The organism is Flavobacteriales bacterium, from assembly GCA_016699575.1.
In the GTDB taxonomy this organism is placed as follows: Bacteria; Bacteroidota; Bacteroidia; order Flavobacteriales_F; family PHOS-HE28; genus PHOS-HE28.
In genome coordinates, this window is the sequence record CP064979.1 from 2,756,178 (window position 1) to 2,779,548 (window position 23,371).

Annotated in this window: 14 protein-coding genes; 8 read left to right on the top strand and 6 right to left on the bottom strand. The window is 61.9% G+C overall.

Going from position 1 to position 23,371, the window contains the following annotated elements:
- Positions 1-171 precede the first annotated feature (171 nt).
- The 3 genes from IPJ76_11485 to IPJ76_11495 all read left to right on the top strand — a co-directional run bounded on the left by IPJ76_11485 (position 172) and on the right by IPJ76_11495 (position 13,207).
- Positions 172-11,466, top strand: a complete 11,295-nt coding sequence (locus tag IPJ76_11485; protein QQR85236.1) for a gliding motility-associated C-terminal domain-containing protein — start codon at positions 172-174, stop codon at positions 11,464-11,466.
- Positions 11,467-11,476: 10 nt separating this feature from the next.
- A complete protein-coding gene (locus IPJ76_11490; GenBank protein QQR85237.1) occupies positions 11,477-12,397 on the top strand; it encodes a hypothetical protein in 921 nt (306 codons plus the stop codon).
- 96 nt (positions 12,398-12,493) lie between these two features.
- On the top strand, positions 12,494-13,207 hold the full coding sequence (locus IPJ76_11495; protein QQR85238.1) for a polyprenol monophosphomannose synthase: 714 nt from the start codon (positions 12,494-12,496) through the stop codon (positions 13,205-13,207).
- A 43-nt stretch (positions 13,208-13,250) separates the two neighbouring features.
- On the opposite strand, the gene IPJ76_11500 is transcribed toward IPJ76_11495, so the two are convergent.
- The 3 genes from IPJ76_11500 to IPJ76_11510 are packed head-to-tail and all read right to left on the bottom strand — an operon-like array spanning position 13,251 to position 16,308.
- Complete coding sequence (locus IPJ76_11500; protein QQR85239.1) at positions 13,251-14,258, bottom strand: hypothetical protein; 1,008 nt, start codon at positions 14,256-14,258, stop codon at positions 13,251-13,253.
- A 59-nt stretch (positions 14,259-14,317) separates the two neighbouring features.
- On the bottom strand, positions 14,318-15,586 hold the full coding sequence (locus tag IPJ76_11505) for a 3-deoxy-D-manno-octulosonic acid transferase (protein QQR85240.1): 1,269 nt from the start codon (positions 15,584-15,586) through the stop codon (positions 14,318-14,320).
- A gap of 8 nt (positions 15,587-15,594) precedes the next feature.
- Complete coding sequence (locus IPJ76_11510) at positions 15,595-16,308, bottom strand: hypothetical protein (protein QQR85241.1); 714 nt, start codon at positions 16,306-16,308, stop codon at positions 15,595-15,597.
- Between the two features lie 202 nt (positions 16,309-16,510).
- Between IPJ76_11510 and IPJ76_11515 the strand changes: the two genes are divergently transcribed.
- From IPJ76_11515 to IPJ76_11525, 3 genes are read left to right on the top strand one after another with little or no spacing between them, the layout of a single operon-like run.
- Positions 16,511-17,641 carry a DegT/DnrJ/EryC1/StrS family aminotransferase gene (locus tag IPJ76_11515; protein ID QQR85242.1) on the top strand — a complete coding sequence of 377 codons (1,131 nt, stop codon included), beginning with the start codon at positions 16,511-16,513 and terminating at the stop codon, positions 17,639-17,641.
- 36 nt (positions 17,642-17,677) lie between these two features.
- Complete coding sequence (locus IPJ76_11520) at positions 17,678-18,991, top strand: UDP-glucose/GDP-mannose dehydrogenase family protein (protein QQR85243.1); 1,314 nt, start codon at positions 17,678-17,680, stop codon at positions 18,989-18,991.
- Positions 18,988-19,980 carry an SDR family oxidoreductase gene (locus tag IPJ76_11525; GenBank protein ID QQR85244.1) on the top strand — a complete coding sequence of 331 codons (993 nt, stop codon included), beginning with the start codon at positions 18,988-18,990 and terminating at the stop codon, positions 19,978-19,980. The genes IPJ76_11520 and IPJ76_11525 overlap by 4 nt, the downstream gene beginning before the upstream one ends.
- Before the next feature lie 3 nt (positions 19,981-19,983).
- Here the strand turns inward: IPJ76_11525 and IPJ76_11530 are convergent, their stop codons facing one another.
- Entirely contained in the window at positions 19,984-20,322 is a 339-nt protein-coding gene (locus IPJ76_11530; protein QQR85245.1) for a DUF5615 family PIN-like protein, read from the bottom strand.
- Positions 20,323-20,553 carry a DUF433 domain-containing protein gene (locus IPJ76_11535; protein QQR85246.1) on the bottom strand — a complete coding sequence of 77 codons (231 nt, stop codon included), beginning with the start codon at positions 20,551-20,553 and terminating at the stop codon, positions 20,323-20,325. It lies immediately after the preceding gene.
- Positions 20,554-20,627: 74 nt separating this feature from the next.
- On the opposite strand from IPJ76_11535, the gene IPJ76_11540 reads away from it, so the two are divergent.
- Positions 20,628-21,545, top strand: a complete 918-nt coding sequence (locus IPJ76_11540) for an ABC transporter substrate-binding protein (GenBank protein QQR85247.1) — start codon at positions 20,628-20,630, stop codon at positions 21,543-21,545.
- Here the strand turns inward: IPJ76_11540 and IPJ76_11545 are convergent.
- Positions 21,512-22,156: a hypothetical protein gene (locus IPJ76_11545; protein ID QQR85248.1), complete on the bottom strand. Its 645-nt coding sequence runs from the start codon at positions 22,154-22,156 to the stop codon at positions 21,512-21,514. The two genes, IPJ76_11540 and IPJ76_11545, sit on opposite strands and share 34 nt — an antisense overlap.
- A gap of 169 nt (positions 22,157-22,325) precedes the next feature.
- Here IPJ76_11545 and IPJ76_11550 point away from each other — a divergent pair, with 169 nt between their 5' ends.
- On the top strand, positions 22,326-23,174 hold the full coding sequence (locus IPJ76_11550; protein ID QQR85249.1) for a hypothetical protein: 849 nt from the start codon (positions 22,326-22,328) through the stop codon (positions 23,172-23,174).
- Positions 23,175-23,371 lie beyond the last annotated feature (197 nt).

Here is a 23,371-nt window from a genome sequence, read left to right on the forward strand (position 1 = left end):
GCCCGCTGCTTGCCCCGGCTAAGGCCGAGTTGTTCACCGTTGCGCTAAGGCTGTGCAAAGGATCCGTGCACCGCCCGACTTGCGTAACTCGTCTTCCACCGGCGTCGACAGCGCCCCCCCGCGGGCGATACATTCGACGGCTTTTCCCGGCCCCTCATGGCTTTCCCCTCCATGCCCGCCTTCCGAAGCGTCCTCCTGGCCGCACTATTGGGCTGCGCCAGCGGGTTGAGGGCCGGCCACTTCGCCGGGGGCAACATCACGTACGAGTGCCTTGGTGGAACCAGCTACGAGGTGACGCTTGATCTCTTCCTGGATTGCTCGGGGGCCGCCATGATCCCCCAGGACCTCAATTTCCAAAGTGATTGCGGCGTCAGCTTCTCCCTGAACTCGCTGCCTGCACCCGTGCCCACCGAGGTGAGCCAGCTCTGCGCGGCGGAGATCCCGAACAGCACCTGCAACGGCGGTGCCTTGCCAGGCATTGAACACTACCAGTTCACCGTGGTGGTGAACCTGGCGGCGTGCAACGACTGGACGATCAGCTGGGATCTCTGCTGTAGGGCAGGCACCAACAACCTCATGGGCGTGCCGGGGATGTACGTCTCCGCCAACCTGGACAATGCAACAGCGCCCTGCAACAACAGTCCTGTCTTCACGGATTACTCCATCCCTTACGTGTGCGTGGGCCAACCGGCCAGCTACAACTACGGCATCACCGAGCCCGATGGCGACAGTATCACGTATGCGCTGATCTCCGCATTACAGAACGTAGGCGTGCCGGTGCCTTACCAAGGTGGATTCACCGGCGCGGTGCCGATCCCGGGTGTGGCGCTCGACACACAAACCGGCCAGCTGACCTTCACCCCGCCCAACATCGGCAACTATGTGGTGGCGGTGCTCGTGAACGAGTACGATGCCAATGGCGTGCTCATCGGCCAGGTGATGCGCGACCAAATGTTCATCGCCATCGCATGCACCGGAAGCACACCAACGACAACGGGTATTTCCGGCGTCACCGGTCCCGCGGGCACTTACCTGGTGACGAGTTCCAACAGTATCGAGATCTGCGATGGTGCCAACGTGTGCGTTGATGTGGAGTTCACCGACGTTGACCCGGCAACCACCATCCAGGTCGTATCCCAAGCGGCCACGTTGCTTCCTGGCTCAACCTTCACCATTACCGGCACCAACCCGGCAGTGGCCACCATTTGCTGGACGGCCAACATCAACAACTCACCGGTGAACGTGCTCATCCAGGCGGATGATGGCGCGTGCCCGATCGAGAACACCGTCAGTACGTCCATCAACTTCGTGGTGACGCAGCCGCAGGCCGGTGCCTTCGATCCGGGGACGAACGGTAGCATCACCGTGTGTGAGAACGTTGCACCCTTTCCGCTGTTCGGCGAACTGGGCGGAACGCCGGATGCTGGTGGGACTTGGACTGCACCGGGCGGTGCCGCTCACAGCGGTACGTACGATCCTTCCGTTGATGTGCCCGGTGTGTACACCTACACGGTGGGCAATGCCTGTGGCGGCGCCAGTGCAACTGTTACCGTGACGGAGAACCCGCTGCCGAACGCTGGAACCAACGGGAATCTGCAGGTGTGCGATAACGCAGGCCCTGTTGCATTGTTCAGCGGTTTGGGCGGCGCGCCTTTGGTGGGTGGGACCTGGACGGCCCCAGGCGGAGCAGCACATGGTCCCAATTACGATCCGGCCAGCGATGTGCCTGGCGTGTACACCTACACGGTGAACGGTGTTGCACCCTGTGTCACTGCTTCGGCAACCGTAGCGGTGACCGAAGTGGCCCCACCGAACGCCGGAACCAACGGATTCTGGACGCTCTGCGGACAGACCGGTACTGTGAACATGTTCCTGGCCTTGGGCGGAGCGCCGCAAGCAGGTGGCACATGGACCGCTCCCGGTGGCGTTGCTCACGGCGCGATCTACGATCCGGTGGTCGACAATCCCGGTGTGTACACCTACACTGTTCCGGGCACCGCGCCGTGTGCTGCTTCCTCCGCCACTGTAACTGTTACAGAGAATCCCGCGGCGAACGCCGGTTCTAACGGGGCCATCACCATCTGTTCCACCAGTGCGCCGTTCGTGCTGTTCGCACAGCTGGGCGGAACGCCCGATGCTGGCGGAACATGGACCGGCCCCGGTGGCGCTGCGCATGGCCCGAACTACAACCCGGCAGTGGACGGTAGCGGTGTATACACCTACACTGTTGCAGGCATTGCGCCCTGCCTGAACTCAGTGGCCACGGTCACTGTCACGGAGAACGCGGCGCCGAACGCAGGAACGAACAACGCGATCACGGTGTGTTCCAACGGAGCGCCTGTTTCGCTTTTAGGCTCACTCTTGGGCGGTCCATCGGCCGGTGGCACATGGACCGATCCCGGTGGGGTGGCCCACGGTGCGCTCTACGATCCGCTGGTTGACGCTCCCGGCGTTTACACCTACACCATTCTTGGCAACGCTCCTTGCGCCAATGCCTCGGCGACCATCACCGTAACGGAAACCACCGCTCCCAATGCCGGTACGAACGGAGTGCTGACCGTGTGCGCGAACAGTGCTGCAACTGGTCTCTTCGCTTCACTTGGTGGTGCGCCGCAAGCTGGCGGAACATGGACAGCCCCAGGCGGCGCAGGGCACAGCGGCACCTACGATCCTGCGGTGGATGCACCCGGCGCATTCACATACACTGTTGCTGGTGCACCTCCCTGCGCGAACGCGACGGCAACGGTGACGGTGACGGAGAACGCACCGCCGAACGCTGGCACGAACGGAGCACTAACGGTCTGCGCCAACAGTGCTGCAACAGGTCTCTTCGCTTCACTTGGTGGCGCGCCGCAAGCAGGCGGAACATGGACTGCACCCGGTGGCGCAGCGCACAGTGGTACGTATGACCCGGCGGTGGATGCACCGGGCGCATACACATACACCGTCGCTGGACCGGCGCCTTGCGCGAACGCGACGGCAACGGTGACGGTGACCGAGAACGCACCGCCGAACGCTGGCACGAACGGAGCACTAACGGTCTGCGTCAACAGTGCTGCAACAGGTCTCTTCGCATCGCTCGGCGGTTCGCCGCAAGCAGGCGGAACATGGACCGCCCCAGGCGGCGCAGCGCACAGCGGCACCTACGATCCTGCGGTGGATGCACCCGGCGCATTCACATACACTGTTGCTGGTGCACCTCCCTGCGCGAACGCGACGGCAACGGTGACGGTGACGGAGAACGCACCGCCGAACGCAGGCACGAACGGAGCACTAACGGTCTGCGCCAACAGTGCTGCAACAGGTCTCTTCGCTTCACTTGGTGGCGCGCCGCAAGCAGGCGGAACATGGACTGCACCCGGTGGCGCAGCGCACAGCGGTACGTATGACCCGGCGGTGGATGCACCGGGCGCATACACATACACCGTCGCTGGACCGGCGCCTTGCGCGAACGCGACGGCAACGGTGACGGTGACCGAGAACGCACCGCCGAACGCTGGCACGAACGGAGCACTAACGGTCTGCGTCAACAGTGCTGCAACAGGTCTCTTCGCATCGCTCGGCGGTTCGCCGCAAGCAGGCGGAACATGGACCGCCCCCGGCGGTGCAGCGCACAGCGGCACGTATGATCCGGCTGTTGATGCACCCGGGGCATACACATACACTGTCGCTGGACCGGCGCCTTGCGCGAACGCGACGGCAACGGTGACGGTGACCGAGAACGCACCGCCGAACGCTGGCACGAACGGAGCACTAACGGTCTGCGCCAACAGTGCTGCAACAGGTCTCTTCGCATCGCTCGGCGGTTCGCCACAAGCAGGCGGAACATGGACCGCCCCCGGCGGTGCAGCGCACAGCGGCACGTACGATCCGGCCGTTGATGCACCCGGTGCGTACACATACACCGTCGCTGGAACGGCGCCTTGCGCGAACGCAACGGCAACGGTGACGGTGACGGAGAACGCACCGCCGAACGCTGGAACGAACGGCGTGCTTACGCTTTGTGCGAACAGTGCTGCATCAGCGCTCTTCGCTTCACTTGGTGGCGCGCCGCAAGCAGGCGGAACATGGACTGCACCCGGTGGTGCGGCTCACAGTGGCACGTATGATCCGGCTGTTGATGGCGCCGGTGCATACACATACACCGTTGCTGGTACACCGCCTTGCGCGAACGCCACGGCAACGGTGACGGTGACCGAGAACGCACCGCCGAACGCTGGCACGAACGGTGTGCTGACCGTGTGCGTGAACGGTGTCGCGACCGGTCTCCTCACATCGCTTGGTGGTGCACCGCAAGCCGGTGGAACATGGACCGCCCCCGGTGGTGCAGCACACAGCGGCACGTACGATCCGGCTGTTGATGGGCCTGGGGTTTACACCTACACTGTTGTCGGCGCTGTGCCATGTGCTGATGCTGTTGCCACGGTTTTGGTAACTGAGAATGCTGCTCCGGATGCCGGGATCGACGGTGCGCTTGTGGTCTGCTCCAACGGTCCAATGGTCGGCTTGATCGCTTCGTTGGGTGGTGCACCCCAAGGAGGAGGTGTGTGGACGGCCCCAGGTGGGCTCGCGCATTCCGGCAACTACGATCCGACCGTGGATGGTCCAGGCGTATACACCTATTCGGTTTGGGGCACCGCACCCTGTGCAGTTGCCACAGCTTCGGTCACTGTCACCGAAAACGTTCCACCCTCTGCAGGTACGAACGGCGGGTTGTCCATATGCTCCAATGGAGCACCCACGGGGCTGTTCTTTTGGCTGGCAGGGGCCCCGCAAGCCGGTGGGACCTGGACAGCGCCTGGTGGTGCGGCGCACAGCGGTACGTACGATCCAGCGGTCGACATGCAGGGTGCATATACCTACACGGTCCTTGGGTCGGCACCCTGTGCGGATGCCAGTGCCACCGTAACGGTCACGGAGAATGCGGCTCCCGATGCCGGAGCCGATGCTGTGCTGACCATCTGTTCCAGCGATGGGCCACTGGCACTCTTCACCTTGTTGGGTGGCGCGCCGCAACCAGGTGGCAGCTGGACGGGTCCGGGTGGCACGGCGCATAGTGGCACGTATGATCCCGCCGTCGATGCCACGGGTGCCTACATGTACACCGTTGTTGGGTTGCCCCCGTGCGCCAATGCAACTGCCACCGTTACGGTGACGGAAGTCGCTGCCGTTGATGCTGGTGCGAACGGAGCGCTGAGTGTTTGCGCAAGCACCCCGGCTGTTGCACTGATCAGTAGTTTGGGGGGGGCTCCTGGTGCAGGTGGCTCGTGGACCGCGCCGGGCGGTGCCGCACACAGTGGTGTCTTCGATCCAGCGGTGGATGTGGCAGGCAACTACACGTACACGCTGTTAGGAACTGCACCCTGTCCCGATGCCGCTGCTGTGGTGGCTGTCACCATCGCGCCGGCTCCGGATGCCGGCGGTAGTGCTGGGTCCCTTGCTTGCAGCGACGGGCCAGCAATGGACCTCTTCCTTGGGTTGACCGGAGCACCTGATGCAGGTGGGACGTGGACCGCGCCAGGTGGTTTGGCGCACTCGGGCTTGTACGATCCACTGGTCGATGCTCCGGGGGTCTACACCTACACCGTACCAGGAACACCGCCGTGTGCGAACGCAAGTGCCGGTGTTACGATGATGGAAGTGGCACCTGCCAACGCGGGCATTGATGCGGCGTTCGCGGCTTGTGCCACCGGTGGGGCAACGAACCTGTTCCCATTGTTGGGTGGTGCCCAACCCGGTGGAACATGGACCGCTCCGGGCGGTGGTGCGCACAATGGCTTCTTCGATCCCGCGGTGGATCTTGCCGGTGCATATGCATACACCGTTCTTGGAAATGCTCCGTGCCCGGACGACGTGGCTGTGATCACTGTCGTGATCACGGCAACACCGGATGCCGGTACGAATGGAACGCTGACGCTGTGCGAAGACATGGCGCCAACGTCGCTCTTCGCGGCGCTCGGTGGCGGCCCGGATGCCGGGGGAACATGGACCGATCCCAATGGCAATGTGCATGGTCCAACGGTCGACCCGACCGTTGACCCCAGCGGTGTGTACACGTACACTATCGCGGCGGTGCCGCCCTGCTTGGGTGACGTCAGTACCGTCACGGTGTCCATTAACGCATTGCCTGATCCCGGCACCAACGGTTCACTCACCGTGTGCGACCAGGGTGCTCCGCAACCGCTCTTCGCCGCGCTCGGTGGAAGTCCGGACGCTGGAGGAACGTGGACCGATCCCAACGGCAACGCACACAGTGGCAGCATCGACCCGAGCATTGATCCAGCAGGCAACTACACCTACACGGTGAACGGAACAGCGCCATGCGGCAGTGCAAGTGCGATCGTTTCTGTAACGATCACCGGCTCTCCCACCGCTGGAACAGACGGAGCTTGGACCTTGTGCGAGGACATGGCGCCAACGTCGCTCTTCGCGGCGCTCGGTGGCGGCCCTGATGCCGGGGGAACATGGACCGATCCCAATGGCAATGTGCATGGTCCAACGGTCGACCCGACCGTTGACCCCAGCGGTGTGTACACGTACACTATCGCGGCGGTGCCGCCCTGCTTGGGTGACGTCAGTACCGTCACGGTGTCCATTAACGCATTGCCTGATCCCGGCACCAACGGTTCACTCACCGTGTGTGACCAAGGCGCGCCACAATCGCTCTTTGCCGCGCTCGGTGGAAGTCCGGACGCTGGAGGAACGTGGACCGATCCCAACGGCAACGCACACAGTGGCAGCATCGATCCGAGCGTTGATCCCGCGGGCAACTACACATACACCGTGAATGGCACAGCGCCGTGCGGCAGTGCAAGTGCGATCGTTGCTGTATCGATCACCGGCTCTCCCACCGCTGGAACAGACGGAGCTTGGACCTTGTGCGAAGACATGGCGCCGACATCGCTCTTCGCGGCCTTGGGTGGTGGCCCTGATGCTGGCGGCACATGGACCGATCCGAACGGCAATGCACACAGCGGCACTATTGATCCCGCAACGGATCCTGCAGGGATCTACACGTACACTATTGCGGCTGTTCCACCTTGCCTTGGAGATGTGAGCACAGTTACGGTCACCATCAACGCGCTGCCCGATCCCGGCACCAACGGCGCGCTCACCGTGTGCGATCAAGGAGCGCCGCAGTCGCTCTTCGCCGCGCTTGGTGGAAGTGCGGACGTCGGTGGCACATGGACTGATCCCAACGGCAATGCACACAGCGGCAGCATCGACCCGAGCATTGATCCGGCGGGCAACTACACCTACACCGTGAATGGCACAGCGCCGTGCGGTAGTGCTAGTACGGTCGTTGCAGTAACGATCACCGGCTCTCCCGATGCGGGAACAGATGGCGCATGGACCTTGTGCGAAGACATGGCGCCGACGTCGCTCTTCGCGGCGCTCGGTGGCGGCCCTGATGCTGGCGGCACATGGACCGATCCGAACGGCAACGCACACAGCGGCACGGTCGACCCCGCCAATGATCCCGCTGGTGTCTACACGTACACGATCGCAGCCGTTCCACCGTGCTTGGGTGATGTCAGCACAGTGACAGTGACGATCAATGCGCTTCCTGATCCCGGCACCAACGGCGCGCTCACCGTGTGCGATCAAGGTGCTCCGCAAACGCTCTTCGCGGCGCTTGGTGGAAGTCCGGACGCAGGCGGAACATGGACGGATCCCAACGGCAACGCACACAGCGGCAGCATCGACCCGAGCATTGATCCAGCGGGCAACTACACCTACACCGTGAATGGCACAGCGCCATGCGGCAATGCCTCCTCTGTTGTTGCAGTCACCATTTCCGGTTCACCGAACGCGGGCACCAATGGTGCGTGGACGCTCTGTGAGTCCTTCGCTCCAACGTCGCTCTTCGCAGCACTCGGCGGCGGCCCTGATGCCGGGGGAACATGGACCGATCCCAACGGCAATGCGCACGGTCCAACGGTCGACCCGACCGTTGACCCCAGCGGTGTGTACACCTACACCATCGCTGGTGTACCCCCCTGCCCAGGTGATGTGAGCACGGTGACCGTTACCATCAATCCATCGCCGGATGCGGGTCTGGATGGAGCGTTGACGGTGTGCGATCAGGGAGCATCACAATCGCTCTTCCCCGCGCTCGGTGGAAGTCCGGATGCCGGTGGCACATGGACCGATCCCAACGGCAACGCACACAGTGGCAGCATCGATCCGAGCGTTGATCCGGCGGGCAACTACACCTACACCGTGAATGGCACAGCGCCGTGCGGTAGTGCAAGTTCGGTCGTTGCAGTAACGATCACCGGATCGCCCACTGCTGGAACAGATGGCGCATGGACCTTGTGCGAAGACATGGCACCAACGTCGCTCTTCGCAGCGCTCGGCGGCGGCCCTGATGCCGGGGGAACATGGACCGATCCCAACGGCAATGCGCACGGTCCAACGGTCGACCCGACCGTTGACCCCAGCGGTGTTTACACCTACACCATCGCTGGTGTACCCCCCTGCCCAGGTGATGTGAGTACAGTGACCGTCACCATCAACCCATCGCCGGATGCGGGTCTGGATGGAGCGTTGACGGTGTGCGATCAGGGAGCATCACAATTGCTCTTCCCCGCGCTCGGTGGAAGTCCGGATGCCGGTGGCACATGGACCGACCCGAACGGCAACGCACACAGCGGCAGCATCGACCCGAGCATTGATCCGGCAGGCAACTACACCTACACGGTGAACGGCATCGTGCCATGCGGCAGTGCTAGTGCGATCGTGGCCGTAACGATCACGGGATCGCCGAACGCGGGCATCATGGGTGTGCTCACCGTTTGTGAGAACGCTGCGATCACCGATCTTTTCTTGTCGCTAGGTGGCACTCCTGATGCGGGTGGTGCATGGACCGATCCCAATGGGAACATGCACAGCGGGCAGTTCGATCCGGCAAATGATCCGCAGGGCGGTTACATCTACACCATTTCCGCTGTTCCACCCTGTCTCGGCGCATCCGCTGGTGTGAATGTCTCTGTTGAGGCGCTTCCGGACGCAGGGACCGACGCAAGCAACACGTTCTGCGAGAGTTGGGGCGCTGTCAACTTGTTCAACGAACTGGGCGGCGCGCCCACCGGCGGCGGTACTTGGGCCGACCCCAATGGCGACCCGTTCGTTGGCCTTTTCAACACCGGATCATCGTTGGTGGGTGCCTATACCTACACGGTCGTGGGCGTTGTTTGCCCAGGCGATCAATCGACCGTGACGATCAACGTGGTGCCCGATCCCGACGCCGGAGTGAACAACATGATCACGGTGTGCGCCACCGCTCCCGGGTTCACGATGCTCGATTCGTTGCTGGGCACCCCCGACAATACGGGCACATGGTTCGATGCGAACAGCGTAGCGGTGGCGCCGATGTTCGATCCTGCCTTCGACCCAGCAGGTGTTTATACCTACGTAGTTCCGGCACCTGCGACCTGTCCTGGTGCACCACCAACATCAACGCTCACCGTCGCTGTGGATCCCGTACCCGATGCCGGCCTCGATGCAGCCATCACCGTGTGCACCGGCGATGCGCCTTTCGCCCTCCTTGCACAGTTGGGCGGAAGCCCCGATGCCGGTGGAACGTGGACCGATCCCAACGGCGTTGCGTTCGGTCCAGTTTTCGACCCTGGAACGGATGCGCCAGGCAATTACACGTACACGGTCGGTGGCGGTGCATGTCCCCCGGACCAGAGCGTGGTCGCTATCACCGTGAACCCCGGTCCGGATGCGGGCCTCGACAACGCCATCGCCCTTTGCAGCAACGGCGCGCCCATCCAACTTACCGGCGCGCTGCTCGGAACGCCGGACCTCAACGGTTCATGGACCGATCCCAACGGTGTTGCGTTCGGTGGAACGTTCGACCCCAGTGCTTCGCAACCGGGCGTGTACGCCTACACCGTGCCCGGCAACGCGGGCTGCCCCGATGATGTCGCTGAACTGACCATGGCCGTGAGCCCGGAAGCCGATGCGGGCACCAACGGTGTTGCGCAATTGTGCAGCAACGACGCGCCGGTGGACCTCTTCACCTTGCTAGTTGGTACACCGGATGCAGGTGGGGCATGGGTTGATCCCAACGGCATTGCCACCACCGCGGTCATGGACCCGAGCAATGCACTGAGCGGAGCCTACACGTACACGGTGACAGGCCTTCCGCCGTGCGCCAACGCCACCGCGAGCGTCTCTGTTACCATCACACCTGCGCCCGATGCGGGTGCTGATGCGATTGCGACCTACTGCAACACCTCGCCGCCAGTTCAGCTCTTCGGGTTGCTGGGTGGTGCACCGCAAACAGGGGGCGCCTGGACCGATCCGAACGGGAACCCGAGCGGTGGTGCTTTCGATCCAGCGAATGATACGCCCGGCGCCTATACCTATCGTGTGGTCGGACAGGGCAATTGTGTCGATGACGCATCAGTGGTGACGGTGAACGTGAGCATCGCCGCCGATGCTGGAAGCGACGGCAGCATCACCGTGTGCAGCAACGATGCCGCCTTCACGCTCTTCCCGCTGCTCGGTGGAAGTCCGGATGCAGGCGGCACTTGGACGGACCCGAACGGGACAGCGATGAACGGTACCGTGGATCCCTTCACTGCTGTCGGTGGCGACTACACCTATACCGTGAATTCACCAGTGCCGTGTGCGGCGCAGAGCGCGGTGGTGACCGTCACCATCATCCCCAACAACGCACCTGGGATCACCATCGACATCGGGAATGGATGCGCGCCTGTGCTGGCCAGCATCACCAGCAGCTATACCGGGCCGGGCACGTGCGTGTGGGACCTCGGCAACGGCACCAGCGTCAACGAATGCGAGCCTGATTCCATCGAATACCTAGCGGGCACCTACGACCTTTCCGTGACGATCGATCCCGGGAACGGGTGCAACGGCACCTTCACGTACACGGATGCAGTGGTGGTGGTTGATCCGCCCACCGCATCCTTCTACGCACTGCCCGATACGCAGGTGAGCATTGCCAACACCGAGGTCTTCTTCGCCAATACCAGCTCCGGCGCCAACGCATGGCTGTGGCAGTTCGACAGTCTGGACGAAAGCACCACGGAGAACCCACTGTACGTGTTCCCCAACGAAGAGCCCGGCGAGTACGAGGTCTGTCTGGTCGCATACGCATCAGCAACATGCGCCGACACAGCCTGCCATACCATCATCGTTGTGGGCAGCGGCGTGTGGGTGCCGAACAGCTTCACACCCGATGGTGACGGCCACAACGACTTCTTTTTCCCGGTCCTGGGAAACCCATCACCGGAAGAATACCGCTTCGCGATCTTTGATCGTTGGGGCCAGCCGCTCTTCGACACCACCGACCCTGCGCAAGGCTGGGACGGCAGTTTCGTTGATGGCCAGCAGACACCGCTCGGTGTCTACATCTGGAAACTCTGGATGCGCGAACCCTTCACCAGTGATAGGGTGGAGCGCACTGGGCATGTGACGTTGGTGAGGTGATGGGCTTCCCATGGACCTGACGCGGTTCATAACAACAGTGGCTCTTGTCGGCGGGGTACTTGTCGCGCATTCGCAACCCTGCAGTGCTGGCGACCTGAAGAAGTTGGAGCGTCGGATGGACAAGAGCGATGTGGCATGTGGCGCGCATATAGCGTACGCCATAGCGCAGTGCTACAGGGACGTGAACGATTCGCTCTGGAAGCACTGGTTGGGCGAGGCCATTCGTCTGCGCAAGGCTTGTATGCAGTGCTTGAACATGGCCGACCGCATTGATCAGATCAGCAGCATCGCGAAGTGGTACCTGGAATTGGGGGACGAGACGAACTCCGAACTATGGGCGGAGAAGTGGACCAAGGTGGAATGCGAAAGCAACGAGCCGCATTACCATTTGGCCAAAGTGTACCTCCATCAAAACAAGCGGAAGGAAGCCCTTGCGGGATTCCGGGTTGCCCAGAAGAAGGGCGGAAAGCAGGAAGACTTGTCCAGGCACATCGCTCACCTCGATTCGTTGTTCAACTACCCCGTTACCGTACGGCTCCTACAAGATGTTGAGTTGACCGGGCGAGTGGTGGATCTCGACTCCACGCAGCATTCCATCCAGCGTTGCAGATCTGAGCACGGTTGGGATTTCATCTGCACCATCGATGGGCGGCCCTTCTTCGGCATGGACACTGGGAATGAGCCTCCGCGGAACGAGTTCGTATTCCTCTACCTGACCCTTGCTGGCCAGCGCATCGACCTCGACGTGTCCGGCATGTTCAACCCGTGTTGGGATGGCGTTATCGATCAGGGTATGTTCGATTGGCAATTTATCGAGAGCGGCTATCTGCTCCGTGGTTACTTCAGCGACGGTGCCGGTTCCTACATCGCGGAGTGGACCATTATCGGTGGGTCGTCCATGCGTACGCGGATCGAGCGGTTCAGTCCATAACACGGAACAATGGGTGTGTGAACTCATGTGAACCGGACGCACTTACAAGCAGCGCGCCCCGGCCCCCCTCTATCTTCGGCCGCCTTCCCGCAGCCCGTGCCCGAACGCCTCGTCATCATCCCCACCTACGATGAGAAAGAGAACATCGAGGACGTGCTCACGCGCGTTTTCGGGCTGCAACCGGAGTTCCAGGTGCTGGTGGTGGACGACGGAAGTCCGGACGGTACTGCGGACATCGTGAAAGACCTTATGGCCCGCTGGCCTGGGCGCCTGCACCTGATGGAGCGCAAGGGCAAGCTCGGGTTGGGCACCGCCTACATCGCAGGTTTCAAGTGGGCACTGGAGCGCAACTATGCGTTCATCTTCGAGATGGACGCGGATATGAGCCACAACCCCGACGACCTAATCCGACTGTACAACGCTTGCGCTCAGGAGGGCGTGGGTATGAGCGTTGGCAGTCGTTATGTGCGCGGCGGCAGCGTGCGCGACTGGGCGTGGCACCGCGTGGCCATCAGCTGGTGCGCGTCGCTGTACGTGCGTACGGTTTTGTGGCTGGGCGTCATGGACACCACCGCCGGTTTCGTTTGCTACCGGCACGGCACCTTGGCCCAGCTCGATCTCGATGCCATCAAGTTCATCGGCTACGCGTTCCAGATCGAGATGAAGTACCGCGTGAAGCGCAAGGGACTGCGTATCGTGGAGGTGCCCATCACTTTCGTGGATCGTGTTAAGGGCCGCAGCAAGATGAGCCTCAACATCTTCAACGAAGCCTTCATCGGCGTGCTGAAGATGCGTGCGACGGTGAAGTAGGGAGGGTGCTCGAACGAGGCCCAGGCGGTTCCCGGTCCATGGATTACCGGACCAGGGCGACGCTCTGGGTCCTGGTCGAGGGTCCATTGGCCAAGACCACAGTGTAAGCGCCACCGGGCAGTGCGCTCAGGTCAAGGGTGCCTTGCGGCCGCACCAGTTCGTTCACCACTACACGGCCAGCGGCATCCATTACACTGCACACGGCAGGGCCGGATGCGAGCAGGCCAAAATGCCCCGGAGTGCTGATGGGAACAAGTGCAAGCTGCTCCGGTGCAGGCGGCACATCCGCCGAGGTCGTGCCGTTCAAACAGAACTTCATATCGCGTTGAACACGGCCCACCAAGGTGCCGTTCCTGTATTCGTTCACGTTGATCAGGATGACATAGGCGCCGATGATGAACGGGTCCTGGAACTGGAACAGTCCGGAGCTCAGGTCCACCCAGCTCGTGTCGCCGGGCGGGCTCAGTTCATGGGGCATGTCGTAGCCGAGCATCACGTTGCAGAAGTTCCCTGACGGGGTCCCCAATGTGATGGCCAAGCTGTCACCATCGGCGTCAACAGGCGTGGTCTCATGGATCAGTGTGTTGCCGTTGAAGTACACATAGGTCTGCGGTGAGGTGAGCCGCACGGAACTATTGTAAGTGAAGGGGCTGCTGGCGTTGATGATGCCACGGACGCAGATGCTCTGGTTGGTGGGGAAGGGGATGTTGATCACGTCGGCGCTCCGCACGGAAAGCTCAATGCCGATGGGGTATTGCCCTGCAGCGGCATAGGTGTGCTGCCCGGTATAGATCAAGCGGTAAGAACAACAGAACGACGGTAGCGTGTCGATCTGTGCAAGCGTCATCGGCGCAGTGTTGCCATCGCCCATTTCCAGGTTGTAGGTCGAGGGATTGATCGTACTACTGGCGTAGATGTGCAGCTCGAGGTTGTACATCAAGGCAGTCATATGGTCATGGTAGATCTCGGCGCCGCACAAATGGGAGGCTGATGCGGACGCACTGAAAAGGGACGATGTGGCCAGCGCGGCAACGACAGGAAGAGTGCGCATGGAGGGTTGGTGTTGGGGCCCACGGTTGACGTTCCTGCGCATCCAAGCGTTGCACAGGCTTACAAACGATCGCCGATGGTCGCGGCGATGGTGCGCGTGGCGCCGGCCTTTTCTTGCACGTAGTTGCGTGCCGCTTGCGAGGCGTTTGCGAGTGCTGCCGCATCGCCGAAGAGCGTTTCGAGCGGCGCCGCCAAAGTGCCCGCGTCGCGTACCTCGTGCGCTGCGCCTGCCGCTATCAAGCCTGCTGCTTCCGTGAACTTCACGTGCTTCGGCCCGAAGAGCACCGGCTTGCCCCACGCGGCGGCCTCGAGCACGCTGTGGATCCCATCGCCGAAGCCGCCGCCGACGTACGCCACATCGGCGTACTTGTACAACCGGGCGAGCAGTCCCATGCGGTCCACCAGCAACGTGCCCTGTGCTTCGTGGCCCAAGGTGGCAGCAATGTTCTCCGGCGAGGATCCTTCAAGCTCGCTCCAACGCACCAGCGGTTTCGGGAAGCGCGCCTCGATGCGTTGCAGTTGTTCGGGCTTCAATTCGTGCGGCACCACCATCAGTTTGTACTGGCTGGCGCTCGGCTCTTTGCCGAGTGCTTCCAGCAACAGATCCTCATCGGCAGGCCATGTGCTTCCGCAGACCAGCACGCGGTGTGAGCCCCGGAATGCCGCAGCGATGGGCAGTGCTTCATCCGATTCCACGATGCGCAGCACGCGGTCGGGCCTTGTGTCGCCAACGGTCTCAGCGTTCGTGATGCCGATCTCAGCGAGCAAGCGGCGCGAGGCCTCGTCCTGGGTGAAGATGCGGGTGTAGCATCGGAGCATGCTGCGCCATGCAGCGCCGTACCAGCGGAAGAACAGCTGTCCGGGGCGGAACAAGGCGCTGATCAGGAACACCGGTGTGCCCGCCGCCTTCAATGCGTGCAGGTGGTGGTACCAGAATTCGTACTTCACGAACACCGTCACGCGTGGATGCACCAACTCCACCAACCGCGATGCATTGGCAGCGCTGTCCGGTGGCAGGTATTCGACGTGCGTGGCGAGCGGGTGCTCTTTTCGCGCTTCATAGCCGCTGGGCGAGAAGAACGTAATGAGCACCGGCAGTCCGGGCTGCTTGCGCTTCAGTTCCTCCACTACTGGGAGTCCTTGCTCGAACTCGCCTACGCTGGCGCAGTGCATCCACACGCATCCCTGCAGCACATCCGCCTTTGACTGTAGCCGCTGCCAAGTGCCGCGCCGCCCTTCCACCCACGCCTTGGCCTTCGGGTTGAACGGTGCCGCCGCCCGGATGCCCCAATGGTAGAGGCCCGTGGCGATGGTGTACAGCAACGGCATGGGCCGGCCTAGTAGATGTAGAAATCGTCCGCCATCCGCTTGAAGATGGGCAGCGTCCAGCCCGCACGGATCCCGTAGAGCATGTCCTTGCGCGTGCCGGTTTCCGTGGTGCGCGTGTCGAAGTTGAAGGCCCGCAACGGCTCGGTGAACCCCAAGATCGTCTCGAACGTGATCTGGAAGTTGATGAGCCGCTTGTTGCCGATGTGCTGGTAGCCTGCCGCGAGCGATACGTATGGTCCGGCCGCCAAGCGGTCATAGCCTTCCAGGTAGTCATACTCCAGCTGAGGTACCACGTGGTTCTGGGTTTCGATGCGGATCTTATGGCGCAGGTAGCCGCCGCCGAACTTCAGCAGCAGCCCGCTGTTGGGATTGGGCCCGGCCACCGGGATGATCTTCCCGAGGATGCCGCCCACATGGTAGCCGCGTTCATACACCAGCACGCTCGCCTCCTTGCCATCGGCATCACGGATGATCCCTTCGCTGTCGATGACGTTGCGCAACAGACCGTACTCCTCGACGTTACTTCCGAAGATGAACCCGCCTTGGGCGCCGATGAGATAGTTGCTCTTGAACTTCACGTAGGCCTCCAGACCGATGTTGCTGTTGGCACCGAACCGCAGGTCCATGTCGCCCCCCGGCATCTGGTAGGCGTAGGATGCGGTGATGGGGACCATCACCACGGACGTATCCCTGTGGCTCTTCTGCCCGTAGCAGGGGGCCATTGCTCCGAGAAGCAGGAGGAGGAGATATGCGCGAAGCTGAAACAAAACGGGGCGAAAGTAGCCGCGAAGGTCGCTGTGGAAGTCCCGTTGATAACGCGGGGAACACCGCTGCCCGTTGGGCCAAGTCCATGTTGGGGCGGGGATATCTTCGCCCGCTTGTAAGCTGAAGACAAGCCTACGGAACATGGAAACGACCGCGCGCATGAAGCCCATCCAGATGGTGGACCTGCAAGGGCAGTACGAGAAGATCAAAGGCGAGGTGGATGCCGCGTTGATGGACGTGATCAAGAGCACCGTCTTCATCAACGGACCCGAGGTGAAGGAGTTCGAAAAGGAACTGGCGGCGTACTTGGGCGCGAAGAGCGTCATCGCCTGCGCCAACGGCACGGACGCCCTGCAAATTGCCATGATGGCCCTGGGCCTGCAGCCCGGGGACGAGATCATCACGTGCTCGTTCACCTTCGTGGCCACGGTGGAGGTCGTAGCGCTGCTCGGCATCACACCGGTGTTCGCCGATGTGCTGCCCGGGACCTACAACATCGACCCGGCCGACATCCGTCGGAAGATCACACCGAAGACGAAGGCCATCGTGCCGGTGCACCTGTTCGGCCAGACCGCCGACATGGAAGCCATCATGGACATCGCCAAAGAGCACAACCTGTTCGTCATCGAGGACAATTGCCAGGCCATCGGCAGCGACTATGCCTTCAGCAACGGCCGCAAGCAGAAGAGCGGTACCATCGGCCACATCGGCACCACCAGCTTCTTCCCCAGCAAGAACCTGGGCTGTTACGGCGACGGCGGCGCGCTCTTCACCAACGATGAGGAATTGGCGAAGAAGATCCGCCGCGTGTGCAACCACGGCAGCGATGTGCGCTACTACCACGAGGTGATCGGCGTGAACAGCCGCCTCGACTCCATGCAGGCCGCGGTCCTGCGGATCAAGCTGCGGCAGTTGGACCAGTACGCCGCAGCGCGCAACAAGGCCGCAGCGCATTATGACGGTGCATTCAAAGGCATGGAGCACATCACCACACCGGCGCGCAGCAACAGCAGCTCGCACGTGTTCCACCAGTACACCATGCGCATCGGTGGCGGTCACCGCGATGCGCTGAAGAAGCACCTGGAGGCGAACGGCGTGCCCGCCATGATCTATTACCCCGTGCCCTGCCATTTGCAGAACGCGTACAAAAGCGTCCGCTTCCCGCAAGGCTCGCTGCCGGTGACCGAACAGCTCACCCATGAGGTGCTGAGCCTGCCCATGAGCACGGAGCTCGACGAACAACAACTTGCGCACATCACCACCACGGTGAAAAGCTATTTCAACCAGTAAGACGGGCGCAACCAGCGCTACAACCACCAAGAGCAGATGAACATTGCAGTCGTAGGAACAGGCTATGTAGGACTTGTCACGGGCACGTGCTTCGCCGAAACGGGCAACCACGTGATCTGCGTGGACATCGACAAGGAAAAGGTGCAGAAGATGAAGGACGGCAAGGTGCCGATCTACGAACCGCACCTTGACGTGCTCTTCGAGCGCAACATCCGCCAGGGCCGCCTGCACTTCACCACCGACCTGAAGACGGCGGTGGACAAGGCGCAGATCATCTTCCTCGCTCTGCCCACGCCGCCCGGCGAGGACGGCAGCGCCGACCTGAAGTACGTGTTGGGCGTGGCCGATGATCTGGGCAAGATCATGACCGACTACAAAGTGCTCGTTGACAAGAGCACCGTGCCCGTGGGCACCGCCGAGAAAGTGCACGCCGCCGTGGCCAAGCATGCCACGGTGCCTTTCGATGTGGTGAGCAACCCCGAGTTCCTGCGCGAAGGATTCGCGGTGGATGACTTCCTGAAGCCCGACCGTGTGGTGGTAGGCACCAGCAGCGACCGTGCAAAGAAGCTGATGGAAGACCTCTACAAACCCTTCGTGCGCCAGGGTAACCCCATCATCTTCATGGACGAGCGCAGCGCCGAACTGACCAAGTACGCCGCCAATGCTTTCCTCGCCACCAAGATCACCTTCATGAACGAGATCGCGAACTTCTGCGAGGCCGTTGGGGCCGACGTGGACAAGGTGCGCATCGGCATGGGCACGGACAGCCGCATCGGCAAGCGTTTCCTCTTCCCGGGTATCGGCTACGGGGGCAGCTGCTTCCCCAAGGACGTGCAGGCACTGGCCAAAAGCGGTGCCGATGCGGGTTACGACTTCCGCATCATCAACAGTGTGATGGACGTGAACGAATGGCAGAAGACCGCGCTCATGCCCAAGATCAAGAAACACTTCCGTGGTTCGTTGAAGGGCAAACGCTTCGCGTTGTGGGGCCTCGCGTTCAAGCCGGACACTGACGACATCCGGGAGGCACCGGCGTTGTACATGATCGACGCGCTGCTGGCCGAAGGCGCCACCGTGAACGCCTTCGACCCCGAGGCCATGGGCAATGTGAAGCGCTTGAAAGGCGATTCCATCGATTTCGCTACCGACGAATACGATGCGCTCAAGGGCGCCGATGCGCTGATCATCGCCACGGAGTGGAGCGCCTTCCGCAACCCGGACTTCGCACGCATGGCCGAATTGCTGAAGAACAAAGTGGTGTTCGACGGCCGCAACCTCTTCGAACTGGACCAGATGAAGGCCCAGGGCTTCACCTACGTTAGCATCGGCCGCACAGCCATCACCGCATGAGCAAAGAACGCGTCCTCATTACCGGCGCTGCCGGTTTCCTCGGTTCACACTTGTGCGACCGCTTCATGGCCGAAGGCTACGAGGTGGTGGCCATGGACAACCTCATCACGGGCCGCCTGAAGAACATCGAGCACCTCTTCGGCAAAAAGGGCTTCGAGTTCTACCACCACGACGTAAGCAAATACGTCCACGTGCCCGGCGAGTTGAAGTACATCCTGCATTTCGCTTCACCGGCTTCGCCCATCGACTACCTGAAGATCCCCATTCAGACCCTGAAAGTGAGCTCGCTCGGCACACACAACCTGCTGGGACTGGCCAAGGCGAAGGGCGCGCGCATCCTGGTGGCCAGCACCAGCGAGGTATACGGCGATCCGCAGGTGCACCCGCAGACGGAGGATTACTGGGGCCACGTGAACACCGTGGGCCCGCGCGGCGTGTACGACGAAGCCAAACGTTTCCAAGAGGCCATCACCATGGCCTATCACACGTACCACGGCTTGGAGACGCGCATGGTGCGCATCTTCAACACCTATGGTCCACGGATGCGATTGAACGACGGCCGGGTGTTGCCCGCCTTCATCGGCCAAGCACTGCGCGGCGAAGACCTCACCGTGTTCGGGAAGGGGAACCAGACGCGCAGCTTCTGTTACGTGGACGACCTCATTGAAGGCATCTTCCGTCTACTGATGAGCGACTACGCCGGCCCGGTGAACATCGGCAACCCGGCGGAGATCACCATCGGCCAGTTCGCCGAGGAGATCATCAAGCTCACGGGCACCAGCCAGAAGGTGATCTACAAGCCTTTGCCACAGGATGACCCGATGCAACGCCAACCGGACATCACGCTGGCCAAAAAGCTCCTGGGCTGGGAGCCGAAAGTCTCGCGTGCCGAAGGCCTGAAGATCACCTACGAGTACTTCAAGAGCCTTACCCCGGAAGAACTCCACGAGAAGGACCACAACACCTTCGAGGGGTACGTAAGGAAGTGAGGGCTAGCCGATCCTCAGCACGCTCACGGAGCGCATTTCCTGATCGTGGAGGAAGTGCTTGATGCTCGCCTCGTGCTTTCGCAGCAGGTGGGCCAATTCAAGAGTGCCCGTGTTTCCCGTGCAGAGCAGGACGACCTTCGGAGGCGGGCCTTTGAGCGCGGCGAGGTCCTCGAAGTCCCGGTCGAATGTGACAATGCAAGAGCCTGTTGTTTCGGCGAACTTCCAGATGGATCGGTCCGGAGCGCCTTTCAACTTCCTGTCGCTCACATGGGCGCAACCCGGAAAGGAAGTCCGGAGCAACTTCACGATCCGGAACGAGATGTTCTGGTCGAAGAGCAGCATTCAGGCTAGCGACCGGATATACCGCTCCCTGCGAGCGGCGTAATGCAGGCAAGCAAGAATGTCCTCCTCGTGCAGCTCGGGAAAGTCCTTGATAATGGCCTTGTGGGACATCCCTGAGGCAAGCCAACTCAACACATCTTCCACGGCAATGCGGGTCCCTCGCACGCACGGGCGGCCGAACCGCACACGTGCGTCCATGGATATGCGCGGAGCGGAGCGGCTGTTCTTCATCGTGGAGCGAATGTAGGCCATCGCATAGGTCAATGGGACTTCCTTTGCGCGCTGCACCCTGAAGCTTCGCCTCCTTGGACGACCAACCTGAAAAGCCTCTTCTCCCGCTCCGCATCGCCGGGGTTCCCGAGCCCTACAATACGCCGTGGCGGCTGGGCATTGACAGGCGTGCGTTCCTGCGCGCCGGCATCGATCTGCAATGGACCGACGTTGGTGAAGGCACCGGCCGCATGTGCCGCATGCTGGCCGCGGGCGAAACGGATCTCGCGGTGCTCGTGACGGAGGGTGCCGTCCGCGACATCGCCAACGGGGGAGAGGAGCGCATCATCGGCGCATGGGTGGAAAGCCCGCTCACGTGGGGCGTTCACGTTCCCGGCAACAGCTCCGTCCGGACGGTCGATGACCTGCGCGACGCGCCGTACTTGGTGAGCCGTATGAACAGCGGAAGCCATGTGATGGGCATGTTGCATGCACAACGCCTTGGCCGCGCAACTACGTCTGCCGACTTCGAAGTGGTGAACGACCTGAGCGGTGCCTTGGCCCGCATGGCCGACGATCGTCCTTGTGCGTTCCTGTGGGACACGTTCGTGACAGCCAAGCATGTGACCAGTGGAACCATGCGGGTGGTGGACGAGTACCGCCCGGAGTGGCCCGCGTTCGTGGTGGTGGCGCGGCCTGAAGTAGTGGAACAGCATCCGAAGACCATCGCCACGGTGATGAAGATCGCACGCGACCAAGCGAGCGGTTTCGCCATCGGCAAGAACGCCGCGCAGGTGTTGGCCGATCGATATGGTGCCGATCCTTTGCACGCAGCCATGTGGTTGCAGCACACGAAGTGGTCGCACGATGGGGCGTTGCCGGAAAGTGCGGTTGCAACTGTGGCCAAAGCGCTGCACGGGGTTGCGCTGGTGCCGGGCACCGTGGATGAAGCGGTTGCGCGGGTGATGGCCAGCGTGGCCTATCCCGTTGCCCCCAAACGGGCCTCGCGCTGATCCTGTACGGCTACGAAGAGCTCGGCGCCCTTGTCGGGCTTCACCAAGAGTGCGCCCATGCGTGGTGGTCCGAACAGGAACTCCTCGCCACGGTCGGTGGGTTGCAGCGCATAGACCATGCTTTCACCATCGAGCAAACGGTATTCGCAGAAGCGGGAGGCAATGAGCTCGTTGACATCCACTTGGTACGAACGCCAGAACGCCGCCAACGTGCTGTAGCCTGCGTTCACCAGGTCCTCCATGGCCTTGCGGTGCTTCAGGCCGGGGTCGTAAACAGGATGGTCCGTCCAATCGCGCGTTCCATCGAAGGTCATACGGTCCCAGCCCGGCACTTCCTGCATCAGCAAGGCATAGAGGTCAACCACATGTGCTGATCGTACCATGATCAACTGCCTGCGGTGGTCATAGGTCAAATACACTCCACCGGCGGCCGTTGGCGCACATCCTTGGTAGCGCTCGAAGGGGTGCGGCTCGTGGGTCTTCTCCAGCAGCCCCAGGTCGATCAGGGGCAGCACATCGTACGACCCGAAGAAGTCGCTCAGCTCCACCAACCCCTGCTTGCGGCCGTGCTCAATGGCCGCCCACCGCTCCTCGAACGCCCCTTTCGACATGGTGCGAAATTGGGACCGCCCGATCCGCTTGGAACCGCCATTTGACGCGGGTTTTACAACGTTCGTGTTGATCGACGGGCTAACATGGGAGTGTTGATCGGCTGTGGATATCACAGCCCATCTTTGCCCCCGGATACCTTTCCGCCGACCACCCACGTTGAAGCCCCGCATGCGTCCCGGCCGCCTCTTTGCCATCCTATCCCTGCTGTTCTCCTCCCTGGCTACCAAGGCGCAGGTGAGCGAGCTGGGCATCACGGGAGGGCTCACCTACTACATCGGCGACCTGAACACCCGGCATTACTACAACGCCAAGCCGGGTTTCGGGCTGGTTTACCGGTACAACTTCAACGAGCGCTATGCCTTCCGGCTGCAAGGGCTGTACAGCCGGTTGGAGGCCTTCGATAGCGACAGCCCGGACCCCAACGCGCAATACCGGGGCTTGAGCTTCACCACCAGCCTCATCGAGGTGGCCGGCCTGTTGGAGATCAACTTCTTCCCTTACCGGGCAGGAAAGGAGAAGAAGAGCTGGACCCCGTTCATCTTCCTGGGCGCCGCCTACTTCCGGGTGAACCCGCAAGCGGACCTTAACGGCGTGCGCTTCGACCTGGCCCCATTGGGTACCGAAGGACAGGGCACCAGTGCCGGGACCAATGAGCCCTATGCCTTGGACAATCTGGCCTATCCTTTCGGGACGGGCCTGAAGTTCAACCTGAAGCGGGTGGATATCCAACTGGAGTGGGGGCTGCGGAAGACCAAGACCGACTACATCGACGACGTGAGCGGTCTGTATGTGGACAATGCCGTGCTGGAGTTCGAGAACGGTGACCTCAGCGCGGCACTGGCCGACAGAACAGGGGCCGATCGCACCAATGGGGACCCCAACGCCGGGCGGGCCCGCGGCGACGGCAAGACCACCGACTGGTACCAGTACACCGGCCTCAGCATCACCATCCTCCTCGGCCCCAAGTTCACCGAGTGCGACGAGCTCTACAAGAGCATGCGGGAGAGGAGGCGGTAGTGTTGTTGCTCTTCTGCCATTTTTCTTCTTACCGGTTAACCCCGGTTGAAAACTCGCTTTGGCATTGGCTGGCCAAGTGAGCACCTTGGCAGCACCAACACGAAACAACCGAAGGCCATGAGAACAGACTTGGACAAGGTGCGCCGCGCTACGGCAGCGGCAGGAAAACGAACCCGTTTTGAACAGGTGTTGATAAT